Annotated in this window: 14 protein-coding genes; 4 read left to right on the plus strand and 10 right to left on the minus strand. The window is 68.9% G+C overall.

What is annotated here, in order from left to right:
- The 4 genes from fxsT to ABZU32_RS16130 all read right to left on the minus strand — a co-directional run.
- Positions 1-2376: FxSxx-COOH system tetratricopeptide repeat protein (fxsT, locus tag ABZU32_RS16115; RefSeq protein WP_354922644.1), on the minus strand; the 2376-nt coding region annotated here is incomplete at its 3' end.
- Positions 2377-2421: 45 nt separating this feature from the next.
- On the minus strand, positions 2422-2895 hold the full coding sequence (locus ABZU32_RS16120) for a toll/interleukin-1 receptor domain-containing protein (RefSeq protein ID WP_354922647.1): 474 nt from the start codon (positions 2893-2895) through the stop codon (positions 2422-2424).
- A 212-nt stretch (positions 2896-3107) separates the two neighbouring features.
- Complete coding sequence (locus ABZU32_RS16125; RefSeq protein WP_354922650.1) at positions 3108-3311, minus strand: DUF397 domain-containing protein; 204 nt, start codon at positions 3309-3311, stop codon at positions 3108-3110.
- Between the two features lie 10 nt (positions 3312-3321).
- A complete protein-coding gene (locus tag ABZU32_RS16130; RefSeq protein ID WP_354922653.1) occupies positions 3322-4173 on the minus strand; it encodes a helix-turn-helix transcriptional regulator in 852 nt (283 codons plus the stop codon).
- Positions 4174-4508: 335 nt separating this feature from the next.
- On the opposite strand from ABZU32_RS16130, the gene ABZU32_RS16135 reads away from it, so the two are divergent.
- The gene (locus ABZU32_RS16135; RefSeq protein ID WP_354922656.1) at positions 4509-5426 is read left to right on the plus strand and encodes an ATP-binding protein; all 918 of its coding nucleotides are present in this window, start codon (positions 4509-4511) and stop codon (positions 5424-5426) included.
- A 27-nt stretch (positions 5427-5453) separates the two neighbouring features.
- Here the strand turns inward: ABZU32_RS16135 and ABZU32_RS16140 are convergent, their stop codons facing one another.
- From ABZU32_RS16140 to hppD, 3 genes are all read right to left on the minus strand, one after another.
- Positions 5454-6890, minus strand: a complete 1437-nt coding sequence (locus ABZU32_RS16140; protein WP_354922659.1) for a M1 family metallopeptidase — start codon at positions 6888-6890, stop codon at positions 5454-5456.
- Positions 6891-6922: 32 nt separating this feature from the next.
- Positions 6923-7513: an RDD family protein gene (locus tag ABZU32_RS16145; protein ID WP_354922662.1), complete on the minus strand. Its 591-nt coding sequence runs from the start codon at positions 7511-7513 to the stop codon at positions 6923-6925.
- A gap of 243 nt (positions 7514-7756) precedes the next feature.
- A complete protein-coding gene (gene hppD / locus ABZU32_RS16150) occupies positions 7757-8857 on the minus strand; it encodes a 4-hydroxyphenylpyruvate dioxygenase (protein WP_354922665.1) in 1101 nt (366 codons plus the stop codon).
- Positions 8858-8959: 102 nt separating this feature from the next.
- On the opposite strand from hppD, the gene ABZU32_RS16155 reads away from it, so the two are divergent.
- The 3 genes from ABZU32_RS16155 (at position 8960) to ABZU32_RS16165 (ending at position 12656) form a co-directional block, all read left to right on the plus strand.
- The gene (locus tag ABZU32_RS16155) at positions 8960-9439 is read left to right on the plus strand and encodes an Lrp/AsnC family transcriptional regulator (protein ID WP_354840009.1); all 480 of its coding nucleotides are present in this window, start codon (positions 8960-8962) and stop codon (positions 9437-9439) included.
- A 159-nt stretch (positions 9440-9598) separates the two neighbouring features.
- On the plus strand, positions 9599-11740 hold the full coding sequence (locus ABZU32_RS16160) for a transglycosylase domain-containing protein (protein ID WP_354922668.1): 2142 nt from the start codon (positions 9599-9601) through the stop codon (positions 11738-11740).
- 307 nt (positions 11741-12047) lie between these two features.
- A complete protein-coding gene (locus tag ABZU32_RS16165; protein WP_354922671.1) occupies positions 12048-12656 on the plus strand; it encodes a hypothetical protein in 609 nt (202 codons plus the stop codon).
- Positions 12657-12890: 234 nt separating this feature from the next.
- On the opposite strand, the gene ABZU32_RS16170 is transcribed toward ABZU32_RS16165, so the two are convergent.
- The 3 genes from ABZU32_RS16170 to ABZU32_RS16180 all read right to left on the minus strand — a co-directional run bounded on the left by ABZU32_RS16170 (position 12891) and on the right by ABZU32_RS16180 (position 15953).
- Entirely contained in the window at positions 12891-13247 is a 357-nt protein-coding gene (locus ABZU32_RS16170) for a hypothetical protein (RefSeq protein ID WP_354922674.1), read from the minus strand.
- 133 nt (positions 13248-13380) lie between these two features.
- Positions 13381-13731: a hypothetical protein gene (locus ABZU32_RS16175; protein WP_354922677.1), complete on the minus strand. Its 351-nt coding sequence runs from the start codon at positions 13729-13731 to the stop codon at positions 13381-13383.
- A gap of 257 nt (positions 13732-13988) precedes the next feature.
- A complete protein-coding gene (locus tag ABZU32_RS16180; protein ID WP_354922680.1) occupies positions 13989-15953 on the minus strand; it encodes a thioredoxin domain-containing protein in 1965 nt (654 codons plus the stop codon).
- Positions 15954-16099 lie beyond the last annotated feature (146 nt).

The raw sequence follows: 16099 nt of genomic DNA on the forward strand, positions 1-16099 counted from the left end.
GGTGTGTGGGTGTTCGTCGCCGAGGAGTCGGCGGTAGGCGTCGAGTACCTGTTCTGTCATGGTTTGGGCGTGGTCGTATTTGCCTTGTGCGTGGAGGGTGGTGGCGAGGCTGGCGGTCGCGTTGAGGGTGTGTGGGTGTTCGTCGCCGAGGAGTCGGCGGTAGGCGTCGAGTACCTGTTCTGTCATGGTTTGGGCGTGGTCGTATTTGCCTTGTGCGTGGAGAGTGGTTGCGAGGTTGCCAATCGCTGTGAGGGTGTCGAGGTGTTCGGCGCCGAGGACACGGCGACGTACTTCCAGCACCCGCTCCTCCAGGATGCGAGCGCGTCGGTACTGTCCGGCGCTACGGAGGAGAGTCGCCTGGTAGGCCGAAGCGGTGACGGTTTCGAGGTCCTCCGCGCCGAGGACCGAGGTGAACATCTCGACGAGCCGATCCTGCAATTGAGTGGCCTCTGTCCAGTGACCTTGGACATATAGGGCCTCAACGAAATCTCGGCCGGCGCGCAGGGTGTCCACGTCGTCCTCGCCGAGCCTTCGGATTCTGGCCTGATAGACCTCCTCCTGGGCCTGCCGCGCCCCGTGATGATGGCCTTGGCTCAGCAGGATCAGCCCTTGGGTGTTGCGGCAGCGAAGATATTCAAGGGCGTCGGTGGGAAGCTGCTTGGCCGACGTTAGCGCGTCCTCGACGACCGCAGCCGCCCGGTCCGACCTTCCCCGGGTCAGGAGATAGCGCGCGACCCGGTCTAGCAGGTCGATGGTTTCCGTGATGTCGATGTGGAGCCGTCGGGCGTGTTGTGCGCTTGAGAGAGCGTGGGCGAGCAGCGGTTCGCAGGTCGGCCACGACGCGGGATCACGTACCTCACTGGGAAACGCGGTGCTCATTGTCGCGAGCGTGAACCCTGCCCAGCGCGACTCGTCCGCGGCGAGTTCGGCGCGAGTGACGGCCTGCACCATGCGATGGATCGACATGAGGCCGTCACCGGTCTTGGCCAGGGAGTACTCCCGGAGGGCCTGAGTGGCCTCGGTGCGGCGGAACGGGTCGGTCAACGCCTCGGCCAGCTCGGTAGGCATGCCTGGTACCGGAACGAGCCGGTCCAGCGGAATCGCTTCGGCCCCAAGGAATGCGGCGAGGCGAAACAGGGCTACGGCGGCCGGGGATCGGTCGGCCAGGCGGTCGAAGGACACTCGCCATGTGGACGCGATCGTCGCTTGGTGGCTGCTGGTTCGTCCCTGCGTGAACAGTTCCGGCGACTGCTTGTGGAGTTGGTCGAGGTAGTCCGTGGCGGACATTCCGTCGGCGATGACGCTCGCCGCCTGTGCCAGCGCCAGCGGCAGACAGCCCAGGGCCTCCGCCAAGTCCCGTGCCGTGTCGGCGCTCGATATCCCTCCCCAGTGCCGCAGATATTCCACCGCGGCGGGGACGGGGAGGACGTCGAGGTGCCGGAGTTCCGCATGGGGCCATTCCGGCCGCCGGGAGGTGATGAGCACATGCCCTGTATGCTTCTCAGGAAGCAGTGGTAGGAGCTCGGCGGGATCCTCCGCGTTGTCGAAGATCAGCAGCCAGTTCTTGCGGCGGCGCAGTGTCTGGCGAAGCGCCGCTATCGCCTGGTCGTCCTTCTCAAACGGCAGGCCCAGTTCGGTGGCGAGTTCGGCGTAGTCTCCCCGCAAAGTGGCCGGGTCCTCGGCCCGCACCCACCACACCAGGTCGTACGCGACGCCGTGCCGAAAGGCGTATTCGACGGCGACCTGGGTCTTACCCAGCCCACCCAGGCCGATGATCGCCTGGACGGCGGAGGTCGGGCGGTTCGCCCGCAGGGCACGGTACAGATCGGCCAGCGTGTCATCGCGTCCGATGAAACGCGGATCCGGACGGTGCCCGCGAAGTTCGTACACCTCGTGCTCGGTACCAGGAAATCGAACCCGCTTCGCGGACCTGTTGGGGAAGCCATCTCGTGCGACCCGCTCCGCGCGCTCGGCCACCCCGGCCAGCAGTCGGCGCCGGGCCTCTTCCTCGTCGTCCACGCTGCACAGGTCGATCGGCACGAGCGCCGCTATCGTCGGCGGGATGTCGTCGTCGCCCTCGTCCACCCGGATGGGGATCAGGGCTCGTTCCTTGCCCTGGAGGCCTTTGTACTGGGCGGCGGTACGGGCGGCCACCTCCGTGTCATGCTCGGCGGACATGACGTAGAGGGTGTGGCGGCAGGTGGACAGCGCCTCATCGATCTTGTCGAGGCGGTTGTCCCCGGGCCGGATGTCCCACGCCTTGAGGATCACCCCGTATCCGGCGCTTTCCAGTTCAGCCGCGATCCACTCCGCCCACTGCACGTCGGTGTCCGCGTGACTGACGAAGAACTCCGCGGTGTATTCGGTATCCGACACAGAATCTCCTCGGCTCCGCCGTCTGACCTGCTTCTACCGGGTGGATCAAGGGGCCGAAGCGCCAGGGAATCGCGGGTCACGAGGTACTCGGCTCACCGTGTCGGCGACGCCGGTCAGCAGCCGATCGCGGGCCTCGTTCTCCGCTACGCCTACTAGGTCGATGTAGACCAACGGTCCGAGCAATGGGGCGACGTCACATTCGGCGACCCTCACCGGAATGAACCGCCGAGGTTCACCGAGCAACGTCTGGCGATAGGCCGCCGTCCACTCCGCTCGGGTGAAGAGAGAAGCGAGATAGTTGGGCGAGAGCACACCCAGAGTGCGCCGACAGGTCGCCAGAGCGTGGTCCATCTCTGCCATGAAGTTATCGCCAGGGCGGAAATCCCATGCCTGAATGGTAATGGTGTACCCGGCGGTCTCAAGTGCTCCGGCGATCCACGTCGCCCAGCCCTCATCCTTCCCGTTGTAAGTGATGAAGAAGTCCTTCGACCGGCTCACAACCGGACCGTTCTCCGCCATGGTGCCTTCCGCTGACGCTGGGATGGTACGCACAACTCTACGCAACATGCCAGCACGCAACGTACCAATGCCGATGAGGTGGGCGAGATGTCCCATAATGCAGTCCGGATTCCGGATTAAGTGACTGTCGGAAGCCTTGATCAGCCCCTACTGCGCGTCGGTGAGGGCAGAGATCCATGCTCCGCCTATCTCGCCTGGCCCACCCCTGAACGCTACGGGGTGGCGAACCGGCCGGTCTTCGTGTCACTGATGAAAGCTCGCCACTCGGCGACGTTGAATCGCAGCACTGGTCCGCCGGGGTTCTTGCTGTCCCGGACGGCTGTTCCGCCCTCGGGAAGAAGCGCCACTTCCACGCAGTTGTCGTTCGACGTGCTCCGAGAACTCTTGTGCCAGGCGAGCGGGGCGCTGCGGTCCACTGTTTCGCCTCTATTCCTGTTGTAGTCGCTCGTGAAGTTCCGACAGGTACCGTACTGACTCGCCAGGTGGCAATGCCGACGCCTGTGCCTGGCTGAAGGTGAGGGTGTAGCGCTGGATCTCCTCGGGGGTCTCCAGCCAGAGACTGTCGGTCAACGTAGCCAGATGGATCAGGCTCGGATCGTCGGGGGACGGGAAATCCAGGATAACGAATGGGCCGTCCAGCGCGGAGTGAGCGCCCACAGAGTTCGGCAACACCTGGATGGTGATGTTGGGTTGTCGTGCCAGCTCCAGCAGGTGGCGTACCTGGTCGCGCATGACATCACGACCGCCGATCATTTTCAGGAGTGCCGCCTCGTCGATGACCGCTACCAGTGTGGGCGGGTCCTGGCGCCTGAGGATCTCCTGCCGCGTGAGTCTGGCTTGGACGTGCCGCTCAAAGACTGTTTCGTGTAGCACCTGCCCACCTCGGAAGATCGCCATCATGTAGTCCGCGGTCTGGAGCAGGCCGGGGATGACCACGGCCTCATAGGTTCGGATCATGGATGAGCCGGCCTCGAAGTCGGGGAGCGAAGTCCGGAAGACGTCCTGATAGTCGGCCCACCAACCCCGCTGGCGTGACTCGCGGGCCAGAGCGAGCAGTGCATCTCGCCGACGCTCGTCCGTCACTCCGTAGAGATCCAGCAGTCCTCGAATGTCGTGCGGAGCGGGCCGCTTCCATTCGTCGCGTTCCATCCGCGTGATCTTCGAGGGGTCCCAGTCCAACTGCTTGGCCACCTCTGCTGCGGTGAGCCCGGATTCGACACGAAGCTGTCGTAGGGCGGCGGAAAGCCGTCGCCGCTTGACGGTAGGGCTGTTGGACATGGTTCTCCCGGCGTATGGCGACGAATGGAATGTGAAGCTCTAATCGGTCAATTGCCCGTAACTTAAATTACGTCTTGCAAGTTGAGGGCTGCGCCTTCACTATGGTCGCACGACTCGTCGCAAAGAGTGAACGTGTTGTGACGGCAATCCGGGCGGCGTTCATCCAGTGGTGGTGCATTGCGACCACTTTGGGTGTTGTGTTGCTTTGCTGCGAGAGCGTTGAAAGTCACAGTGAATGTCTGAATTGCCAATCTGACTCAAACGCGTAATACGCGAACCGAAATGTCCGGTAGCACAAGCGCGAGCCCCGAGCTGAGCCGGAAAGGAGTGATGGTTTGACCAGGTACGGACACCAGGTGCGGCAGAAGGGGCGTCATCGGCAGGGGGCGGGGTTCGAGCAGGTCGTCCGGCGGCAGTGGGATCTGGCGGAACGAGCCGCCGCCCACCAGTTGGACCTGTTGGAGCCCGGATGGACGGTCCTGTACGGCGTGGGTACGCGCCGCTTCTACGCCCTCGCCACCTGGCCTGCCCCTGAGGCGGTGATCGTTCAGGCGCGGGACACGGACGAACTGCGTCGGCTGATGCGCGAAGCCGAACAGATCACGTGGCTGGGCGGCGAAGCCGGCGTTTCCTCGCTCGTGGCCGACCGCTCCAGTCGGACGACTCGCCCACCGCTGCAAACGTCACGCACTCGGCAAGGAGCCTTGATGCCAGAGACGCCTCACGGTCTTCGCACCGTCTGCTGGGACCTGCCGCACGATCTGTCGATGGTCGGCAAGGTCCGTCGCATCGTCGTCGACACCCTGAACGCCTGGGACCTTCGGGATCTCGCGGATGACATCGTTCTGGTCGTCAGTGAATTGCTGGCGAACGCGGTGACCTACGGAGAGGCCCCGATCCGGCTCTCCTTGTGGGCCGTGCCGGGAGAGTTCTGCGTCCGCGTTACCGATCACGGCCCCGACCGGCCGCGTCACCTGGACCTTGGCCTCGATGCCCTCCACGGACGCGGCCTCGCCATCGTCGCCGCCCTCGCACACGATCACGGCATCACTCCGCTCGCCGGTCGCCACGGCAAGACCGTCTGGGCCCGCTGGAGGCTCGAACTCAGAAACGCCGAGATCACCGCCGGCGACTCGTCCGCCGAGCGGCTGATCGTTCGTGACCTGCCGTTCGTCGGGTTGCTTGAGGCGGAGCCCGATTTCGCGGAACGCTCGGAAGAGAATCTCTCCGTGGAGGACGATCACTCTTTGTGATCGATACACGAGGCCGCCGACCGGCGGCTACTGGAGGGTGGGGCGGGTGGGTTTGTAGAGCCAGGCGTCGAAGAGGCTGGTGAGGGGCTTGCCGCTGAGTTTTTCGGCGAGGGTGACGAAGTCGGCGGTGGTGACGCCGCCGTAGCGGTGCTCGTCGGTCCAGGTGCGCAGGAGCTTGAAGAAGGTCTCGTCGCCGATCTGGCGGCGCAGGGCCTGCAGGGTCATGGCGCCGCGGACGTAGACCGAGTTGTTGAACAGGTCATCGCGCTGGGCGGCGCCCGGGGGGTACTTCCACATCGGCGCTTCCTTGGCCGAGTAGTAGTCCTGGAAGGTCTTGTCGGCGGTGGTGCCGCCGTTGTGCTCGCTCCACAGCCACTCGGCGTAGGTGGCGAAGCCCTCGTTCAGCCACAGGTCCTTCCACCGGGTGATGCTCAGGCTGTCGCCGAACCACTGGTGGGCCAGTTCGTGGGCGATGATGCCCTGGTCGGGCTGGAAGCCGCCGTACATGGGCTTGGTCTGGTTCTCCAGCGCGTAGCCGGCCGAGAAGTCGTCGATGACCCCGCCGGTCGAGGAGAACGGGTAGGGCCCGAACACCGTGGACCAGTAGTCGGTGACCTTGCCCGAGGTCTTGAACAGGAAGCCGAGGTCGTCGCGGAAGGCCGGGTCGGTGGCGGCGTACACCGGGATGCCGCCGGGCGAGCGGCCGGTCTTGACGTCGAACTTGCCGAGCGTGATCGTCGCCAGGTAGCTCGCCATCGGGTGCGTCTCGCTCCAGGAGAAGCTGGAGCGCCCGCCCGAGGTGACCGGGGCGCCGCGCATCTCGCCGTTGGCGACGACCGTGATGCCGCTCGGCACCGTGACGTCGAAGTCGTAGGTCGCCTTGTCGGCGGGGTGGTCGTTGCACGGGAACCAGGTCCTGGCGCCGTTGGGCTCGCTGGTGACGAACGCGCCGTCCTTGGTGGGGATGAAGCCGTAGGTGCCCAGGTTGGAGGAGTTGCGGACGGGGTCGGGCCGGCCGCCGTAGTCGACGGCGACCGTGAACACCGCGCCCTTGGCCAGCATGGCGGCCGGGTCGATGACCAGTTCGTCGCCCTTGCGGGTGAAGGTGGCGGGCCGTCCGTCCACGCTGACCTTGTGGACGGTGAAGCCGTGCAGGTCGAGGTCGAAGCGGGACAGACCCTGCGTGGCGCGGGCCCTGACCTCCGCGGTGCCCGAGAGGTTCTTCACCGCCGGGTCGTAGGAGAGCCGCAGCCCGTAGTGCTCGACGTCGTAGCCGCCGTTGCCGTCGGTGGGGAAGTCGGCGTCGCCGATGCCGGCCGCGCCGATCGTGCCGTCCTTCGACGACCGGGCGTCGGGCGCCTCGCGGGGCGCGGTCGCCCCGTTCGAGGGCGCGCAGGCGTTCAGCACGACGACCCCGGCCGACAGCAGGGCGGTGGTCATCCGCCGTGGACCCTTGAGCTGCATGTCAGGCAGCCTACGTGAAGAACCGCAGGTCATCAGGCGTCTACGACAATGGTGGAGGCGGCTTTGTCGTGCAGGGCCTGCTTTTTTCCGTCGAACAGGATCCACAGCAGGTCGACCAGGCCCAGGCAGCACACCACGCCGAAGATCCCGTAGACGATCTCGCGGACCGCCACCTGCCCGGCCGAGACCCGCTCTTGGGTGGGGAACTGCGCGACCCGCAGGCGAAACAGCCTCTTGCCGACGGTCTGGCCGTTCCAGAAGGCCGTGAGCAGCCAGTAGTACAGGAACCAGACGACCGCGACGCCCAGTCCGTTGACGGTGCGGACGGCCTCCAGGCTGCCGTCGGCGGCCCGCACGGTCAGGGTCGTGGAGAACGGCGAGGTCAGCACGCTCACGATCACGATGTCCAGCAGCCCGGCGAACAGCCGGCGCCAGCGCCCGCCGAGCGGGGCGCCCCAGGGCCCGTACGGCGGTCCGCCCTGGTCGTACCCCTCCCAGGGGCGCGCGCCGGACGGCCCCGCGGGGCCGTAGGGGATCTCCGGGGTCCCATACGGCGGCCCCCCGTGCGGCTCGTGCGGCTCGTCCGGGGGGCCGTCGTACGGTCCGCCTCCTGGTGATCTCATGGGTGACTGATCGCCGGGAAGCGGTGGCGCCAAACCGGGGCGGGGGCGTGCCCCGGTTCGGCGCCGTCCACGGCCGCGCGCGCGGCGCGGCCGTGCGTGGTGCACGGCCATGTCGGGGGGGCATGGCCGCATGTGGTGCACGGCCATGTGGGGGGTCATGGCCGCTTTGGGTGCACGGCCACGTGGGGGGTCATGGCCGCAGGGAAGGCGCGGCCATGGGAGGGCATGGCCGCGCGGGGAGGGTCAGAGGTTGCCGCGCCTGGCCTGCTCGCGCTCGATGGCCTCGAACAGCGCCTTGAAGTTGCCCTTGCCGAAGCCGAGGGAGCCGTGCCGCTCGATGAACTCGAAGAACACCGTGGGACGGTCCTGCACCGGCTTGGTGAAGATCTGCAGCAGGTAGCCGTCCTCGTCGCGGTCCACCAGGATGCGGTGCCGCTTCAGCTCCTCGATCGGCGCGCGGACCTCGCCGATGCGGGCTCGCAGCGCGGGGTCGTCGTAGTAGGAGTCGGGCGTGTCCAGGAACTCCACCCCGGCGGCGCGCATCCGCTCAACGGTGCGCACGATGTCGTTGGTGGCCAGGGCGATGTGCTGGACGCCGGGCCCGCCGTAGAACTCCAGGTACTCGTCGATCTGGGACTTCTTGCGGCTGACCGCCGGCTCGTTCAGCGGGAACTTGACCTTGCGCGTGCCGTTCGCGACGACCTTGGACATCAGCGCGGAGTACTCGGTGGCGATGTCGTCGCCGATGAACTCGGCCATGTTGGTGAAGCCCATGACGCGCTTGTAGAACTCCACCCACTCGTCCATCCGGCCGAGCTCGACGTTGCCCACGCAGTGGTCGATGGCCTGGAAGTACCGCTTGTCCGGCGGCTCGACCAGCGGAGCGGCGGCGACGTAGCCGGGCAGGTAGACGCCGCTGTAGTTGGCGCGGTCGACCAGGGTGTGGCGGGTCTGGCCGTAGGTGGCGATGGCGGCCATGACGACCTTGCCGTGCTCGTCCTCGACGACGTGCGGCTCGGCCAGGCCGCGGGCGCCGGCGGCGACCGCGTGCGCGTAGGCGGCCTCGACGTCGGGCACGTCCAGCGCCAGGTCGATGACACCGTCTCCGTGCTCGGTCACGTGCCGGGCGATCTCGGTGCCGGGGCGCACCGAGCCGCGCAGTTCGAAGCGCGCGCTGCCGGAGGTGAGCACGTACGCCACCTCGTCCCGGCTTCCCGTCTCGGGGCCCTTGTACGCGATCAGGCGCATACCGAAGGCCGAGGAGTAGTAGTGGGCCGCCTGCTTGGCGTTGCCCACGGCGAACACCACCGAGTCCATGCCGTGTACGGGAAATACATCGCTCATGGGGCCACTTTCCGGCCGGATGGCTGGAATGCGCAAGTGTTACCCGAAATGGTGGGCAGATTGCCTAGCGGAGAGCCGGAAGCGCCGGTAATCCTGTACACCATGACGATCGATGAGCTGGACGCCCGTTTGATCGCGCTGCTCGCCGCCGAGCCGCGCGTGGGCATCCTGGAGGCGTCGCGCAGGCTCGGGGTGGCGCGCGGCACGGTGCAGGCGAGGATGGACCGCCTGACGGCGAGCGGCGTGATCACCGGGTTCGGCCCGGACGTGGACCCTGCCGCGCTCGGCTACCAGGTGACCGCGTTCGTCACCCTCCAGATCAGACAGGTCAGCGGCCACGAGCCCGTCGCGGGGCTGCTCGCCTCCATACCGGAAGTGCTGGAGGTCCACACGATCACGGGCGGTGGTGACATGCTGTGCCGTGTGGTCGCGCGGAGTAACGCCGACCTGCAACGGGTCATCGACCTGATCGTGGACGTCGAGGGGGTGGTGCGCACGTCGTCGGTGATCGCGCTGGACACGCCGGTCGCCTACCGGGTGCTGCCCCTGGTGGCGGAGGTCCCACGCCGCCGCGACCGTTGAACGGACCCGCCGCTCGACGGACGGCGCACCGTTACGTATCGTTTACCGTAGGACGATCCGCCCAGCTTACGGGGGTTTGCTGAGCAGTAGATCGGGGGTTGCGCCGTGCGGGACGCAGACAGGAAGCGTCGTTTCAGGCGGCGTCTCCTCCGCCGCTTCGTGATCGCCGGTGGCATCGTCGTGCTCTGCCTGGCCGCCCTGTTCGCCGTGGCCTGGGTGCTCACGCCGATCCCGGACACCACCCAGAAGGACGCGACCGCGCAGGGTTCGCTGATCTACTACCGCGACGGCAAGACCGTGCTCGCCCGGCAGGGCGTCAACCGCAAGAACGTAGACATCGACAAGGTGCCCCAGGTGGTCCGCGACGCGGTCATCGCCGTCGAGAACCGCACGTTCTACCAGGACCAGGGCGTGTCGATCGAGGGCACGGCCCGCGCCATGTGGTCGACGGTAACCGGCAACCAGATCCAGGGCGGCTCGACGATCACCCAGCAGCTCGTCCGCAACTACTACAGCGGGCTGAGCCAGGAGCGGTCGGCCGTGCGCAAGCTCAAAGAGATCATGATCGCGCTCAAGGTCGACCAGTCGAGGTCCAAGTCCTGGGTGCTGGAGCAGTACCTCAACACCATCTACTTCGGCCGGGGCGCGTACGGCGTCCAGGCCGCCGCGCAGGCCTATTTCGGCAAGGACGTCGACAAGCTGACCGCCGCCCAGGGGGCCTACCTGGCGGCGGTGATCCAGCAGCCGTCACGTTTCGCCGCCCCTCGCGGCGCCGACCTTTCCGCCGCCCGGGCCCGCTGGCAGGCGGTGGTCAAGGCCATGGTCGAGACGCGTGCGCTCGACCCCGCCGAGGCGGCCTCGCTGAGCTTCCCCACGCTCGCCAAGCTGAAGAACCCGCTCTCGCTCAACGGGCAGAAGGGGTACGTCCTGGCCCAGGTGCGGGCCGAGCTGAACCGCAGGGGCCTGTCCGACGAGGACATCCAGCAGGGCGGCCTGAAGATCACCACGACCTTCGACAAGAAGCTCATGGCCGCCGCCGAGCGCGCCGTCGAGGAGACCCTGCCCGAGGACACCTCCAAGAAGGTGCGCACCGGGCTCGCGGCCGTCGCGCCCGGCACCGGTGAGGTCGTCGCCTTCTACGGCGGCAGGGACTACGCCGCCAACCAGTACGACAACGCCTTCTCGGCCAAGGTGCAGGCCGGGTCCACCTTCAAGCCGTACACGCTGGCCGCCGCGCTGGAGGACGGCCTTGACCTCAACACCCGGGTGGAGGGCAACTCCCCGATCAGGGTGGCCTCGGCCAAGCAGCCCATCCCGAACTCCGGCGGCGCCTCCTACGGCTCGGCCATCGACCTGGTGGAGGCCACCCGCAACTCGGTGAACACCGCCTTCGTCGACCTCGCGCAGAAGGTCGGGCTGAGGAAGGTCGCCGCGGCCGCCGAGGCGGCGGGCATCCCGGCCGAGCAGATCGCCAAGCAGAAGGACTTCCCGACCTTCCCCCTCGGCACGGCGTCGGTGAGCGCCGTCCAGCAGGCGTCGGGGTTCGCCACGTTCGCCGCGGGCGGCGTCCACAAGGAGGCGCACGTCATCCGCTCGGTGACCGCCGCCAAGGGCAAGACCAGGAAGTTCACCGTCCCGGGGGTGCGTGCCTTCAGCGAGGCCACCGCCGCCGACGCCACCTACGCGATGCAGCAGGTCGTCCAGAGCGGCACCGGCACCGCGGCCCGCCTGTACGACCGTCCGGTGGCGGGCAAGACCGGCACCAGCGACTCCTCCAGCGCGGTGTGGTTCGTGGGGTACACCCCGCAACTGTCCGCCGCGGTGAACATGTTCCGCGACGACAACAAGACCGTGAGCGTCCCCGGGTACGGCGCCCTGTTCGGCGGGTCGCTGCCCGCGCAGGTGTGGCGGGCGTTCATGTCCGAGGCGATGGCCGGCAAGCCGGTGGAGGACTTCCCCGGCTCGGCCTCCTACGACCCCTACGGCCGCGACGGCTGGGGCGGCTGGGGCGACACCGGCTGGAACGCCGACCGCGACACCGGCTCCCCGCCCACCGACCAGCCGACGGCGGGCCCGGACGGGCCGAACGGCCCGAACGGCCCGAACGGCCTGCCGGACGCGACCCCGCCGACCCATGACCCGGGCGGCCCGGACGGCGACCGTCCCGACGCGCGGAACGCCCCCGACGGAGACCCGAACGGCGGCGGTCCCGAGGGCGGCCCGGACGGCGGCCCCAACCCGCCCAACCCGCCCGACCAGCAGGGGCCCGACGACCTCCCCGCGGACGTCCCACCCGGCTGACGCCGCCGTACGACCTTCACCCCCGGACGGCCCCCACGGCCGATCACGGCGCCTCCGGCCGCGGCCTTCCGCTGATCACGGCACCTTCGGCCCCGGTCTTTCGCTGATCGGACGCCCCGTCACCGCCGCCTCGCGAGCCGGCCGTCGCCCCCTGCCCCGGCAGACCACGACCTGCTCCTGGTAAGGGAGAAGTACGCACATGGTGGCGGTATTTGTTCATCGAGGCGCAGGTCCGCCCGCCCGTACCGTTTCCGGCGGCCGCTTGATCGCGGCGGCAGTTCACAGAAGATCGTGGGAAAGAGGAAACGTGAGATTCACCAATGCCTTCCGCGTGTGCGGCATGGCCGTGGCGGCGGGAGCGGTCGTGCTGGCCGCAGCGCCCGCGGGGCTCGCCGGCACGGCCGCGGCGTCGGCCCCGGCGGGCGGCAAGGTCATCAACCTCGCCCAGCTCGCGGCGCAGCGCGACGGCGCGAGTGCCAAGGTCGCCGGCAACTGCTCGGAGGGGGGCCTGGCCTCCATCGGCGCCGGCTTCCTTCGGGTCACCGCCGAACTGAAGTACGAGGGGGACACCAACAACGTGCTTCGCGCCCGGTCCGGCTCCACCGGTGACTGGGAGAAGTTCAGAATCTGCAACGAAGGCAAGTATTGGACGATCTATTCGTTGGCCGCCAAGCGTTATGTGACCGCCGAGATGGGCTACACGGGCCGCTTCACGGGCCTTCTCCGGGCGCGCGGGCTCAACGTCAACGACTGGGAGAAGTTCTGGGTCGATTGCACCCAGTCCTACTGCACCATAAAGTCCCTGTTCAACAACAAGTACGTGTCCGCCGAGGTGGGGTACACCGGCGCCGACTACGGGATGCTGCGGGCGCGCTCGACGACCGTCAGCGACTGGGAGAAGTTCCAGGCCGCCTGATCGCCCGGCCGTGACCAGGGACCAGAACCGCACGATCTGAGATAACGATCGCGCAAGAGAGCTGAGCGGGAGGTGAGACTGTCACACCTCCGGCTCAGCCCGGTCTTCGGCCCGGTGTCACCCGGGGAGATCGCCGCAGCCCCACGACCCCTCACGACCCGCGAGGGCCGGGGCGGCCGGGGCGCCGGGTGCATCCGGCCCACTGCCCCGGGGCTCAAGGACGGGATCGGCCTGTCAGCGGTACGTCACGTGCCCTCTCCACGTGGCGGCGTCCTGCTCCGCCTTCGCGGCGGTGGTCAGGATCGTGTAGCCCACCTGGGCGAGCTGCTGCGCCTTCAGCTCCGCCGCCTTCAGGGCGAGGATCTGGGTCGAGACCGGCGCGGAGACCCAGCTGCACGGGGTGGCGCAGGCCCGGGCCACCCCGGCCCGGACGTCCTCGCCCACGGCCGCCGCGCCGGTGGGAACGGTGGCGGCACGGGCACCGGCCGCGGGCAGGGCGGACGACGCGGTGGCCGCTGAGGGAGCGAGAACCGCTCCCATCAGGCCTCCGAGAACCAGGGCGTTGCCGATGACGCTGTACGCGATGCGCACGGTACATCCTCTCGATCGATGCGAATGAGACGCCTTCCGGCGCCTGTCGGTCGCTGAACGGCCGCGCGGCTCGCACTCGTGCCGAGCCGGCGTGACGCGGGACTTGCCTGCCGTCCAAGGGCCCGGAGGTCCGTCAGGCCCAGTAGAGGTAGTAGTAGCCGCCACCGTTTCGGTAGCAGGCGTCGACCGGGTCGACGGGATACCCCTTCGCCCGCTTCACCGCCTTGTCGAGCTGGCATTTCGCGAGGGTGCCGAAATCTCCCACGTAGTTCCAGGTGCTCATCACGGACGCGGTGACGGCTCCGGCGGGTGCCGTGGCGGCACTGGTCCCGGCACTGGTCTGGGTGGTGCTGCTCCCGGCGGTACTGGTCACGAGGGCGCTGGGCCCGGCGGGCGCCGCGGTGCTCGCCCCGGCCGCCGCCGGGCTCGTGAGCAGCGCCGCGCCGGCCATCGCCGAGACGGTCGTCGCGATCAGTCTGTTCATCCGCATTCCTATGGCCTCCTTCTCCGTCGCAGATCCGGCGTGCCGTGCGCGCTCTCGACGTCGGCGGCGGCACGGCCCGCTCGGTGTTCCAGGTCTACCGAGGGCCCTCCCGGGCCGGCCATGATCGGCCGCGATCCTGTCCTTCCACTTGGGATCCGTGTCGGTTCTGCCGGGTGCGCGGAGAACGAGGCGTCGTCGAGCGTCGCGGGCACGCCGAAGGCGGAGGTGCCGGGCGGCCTGGTGAACGGTGGCCCGCGTCAGGAGATGGTGCGCAGTTCCTTGGACAGGTCGGCGGGGGTGGTCACCGGCATGCGGCAGGCGAAGTTGCGGCAGACGTACGCGGCAGGCCCGCCGTCGATCAGGCCGCGGCCCTCCATCAGCGGCACCCCGGCGTCGCCGAGAGCGATCACCGTGCCCGGGACGCCCGCCATGAGCGCGGCGCGGTGCAGCGCGGAGGTGCGCGGGTCGTCGAGGGCGCCGGTGATCGCGACCTCGACCGGCCCGGCCAGGGCGGCCTCGGCCACGGCCAGCCCCCATCCGGCGAAGCGCGCGTGCCGGTCGGCGAGCGTCGTGACCGTGCCCAGGGCGGCCTCGGCGGCCTCTCTGTGACGTTCCGACCCGGTGAGCGCCGCGTACGTCAGCAGGGCCCCGGCCGCGGCGAACTGCCCGGATGGCGTCGCCCCGTCGGTCGGGTCCTGGGGCCGCTGGAACAGCCGCTCGCCGTCGTCGGCGGTGTCGTAGAACCCGCCGCGCCCGTCGGGGAACCGGTCGAGCACCGTGTCCAGCAGGGCGCCCGCCTCCCGGAACCACCGCGACTCTCCGGTGACCCCGTACAGGGCGAGGAACCCCTCGGCGACGTCGGCGTAGTCCTCCAGCACTCCCGCGTTGGCGCCCACCCGGCCGTCCCGCGAGGTGCGGGCCAGGCGTGAGCCGTGCAGGTGCACGCGGACGAGCAGCTCGGCGGCGGCGCGCGCCGCCCCCACCAGGTCGCGCCGGTCGAACAGCGCGCCGACCTCGGCCAGGGCGGCGATGGCGAGCCCGTTCCAGGCGGCCACCACCTTGTCGTCGCGGCCGGGCCGCACCCGGGCCGAGCGGGCTTTGAGCAGTGCTTTGCGGACGTCGGTCAGCATCGCCTGGTCGACCGGGTCCGACAGCAGTTGCAGCACCGAGGAGCCGTGCTCGAAGGTGCCCTCCTCGGTCACCGAGAACACCGAGGCGGCCCAGGCGCCGCGCTCCTCGCCCAGCGCCTCCCGCAACTGCCCGGGCGTCCAGACGTAGAACCTGCCCTCCTCGCCCTCGCTGTCGGCGTCCAGGGCCGAGGCGAAGCCGCCCTCCTGGGTGCCCAGCTCGCGCAGCAGCCACTCGGCGGTCTCCAGCGCGACGCGCCTGGCCAGCGGGGAGCCCGAGGCGCGCCACCAGTGGGCGTACACCCGCATCAGCAGGGCGTTGTCGTACAGCATCTTCTCGAAGTGCGGGACCACCCAGCCGGCGTCGACGCTGTAACGGGCGAAGCCCCCGGCGAGCTGGTCGTACATGCCGCCGCGCGCCATCGCGTCCAGCGTCTTCTCGGCCATCGACACCGCGCGGGGGGTGCCGTGCCTGAGCAGGAACTCCAGCACCATCGACGGCGGGAACTTGGGCGCGCCGCCGAACCCACCGCGGGCCGGGTCGAAGGTGCGGGAGAGGTCCTGCACCGCCCCGTCGAGCACCTCGCGCGTCGGCGTGGACCCGCGCGGCAGCTCCGCCCCCTGGCTCAGCGCGTCGACCACCTGGGACCCCTGGGCGAGCACGGCGTCGCGCTGCCCGGTCCACGCCTGCGACACCCCGGCCAGCAGTTGCTGGAAGCGCCGTCGAGGGAAGTAGGTGCCGGCGTAGAAGGGATGGCCGTCGGGGGTGGCGAACACGGTCATCGGCCAGCCGCCCTGGCCGGTCATCGCGGTGGTGGCGCTCATGTAGACGGCGTCCACGTCGGGACGCTCCTCGCGGTCGACCTTGACGTTCACGAACAGCTCGTTCATCATCTTGGCCGTCTCGGCGTCCTCGAAGGACTCGTGGGCCATGACGTGGCACCAGTGGCAGGCCGAGTAGCCGACGGAGATCAGCAGCGGCACGTCGCGCTCGCGGGCCTCGGCGAAGGCGTCCTCGCCCCATTGATGCCAGTGGACGGGATTGTCCGCATGCTGCAGCAGGTACGGGCTCGTGGCGTCCTTCAGCCGGTTCATGGGACCTCTCCTGCGTCGGCGGAGCGTGCGTCCTGCGCGGGGCCGGCCGGACGGCGTGCCTGGTCATCCTCCCGCGCGATCCGTCTCACAGTAGACGGGCGCTCGACGGCCGCCACGGGGGGCGTGCCCACCGCGCGTCCTTCCCC

It is taken from the genome of Sphaerisporangium sp. NPDC005288 (genome assembly GCF_040607475.1).
Classification (GTDB): domain Bacteria; phylum Actinomycetota; class Actinomycetes; order Streptosporangiales; family Streptosporangiaceae; genus Sphaerisporangium; species Sphaerisporangium rhizosphaerae.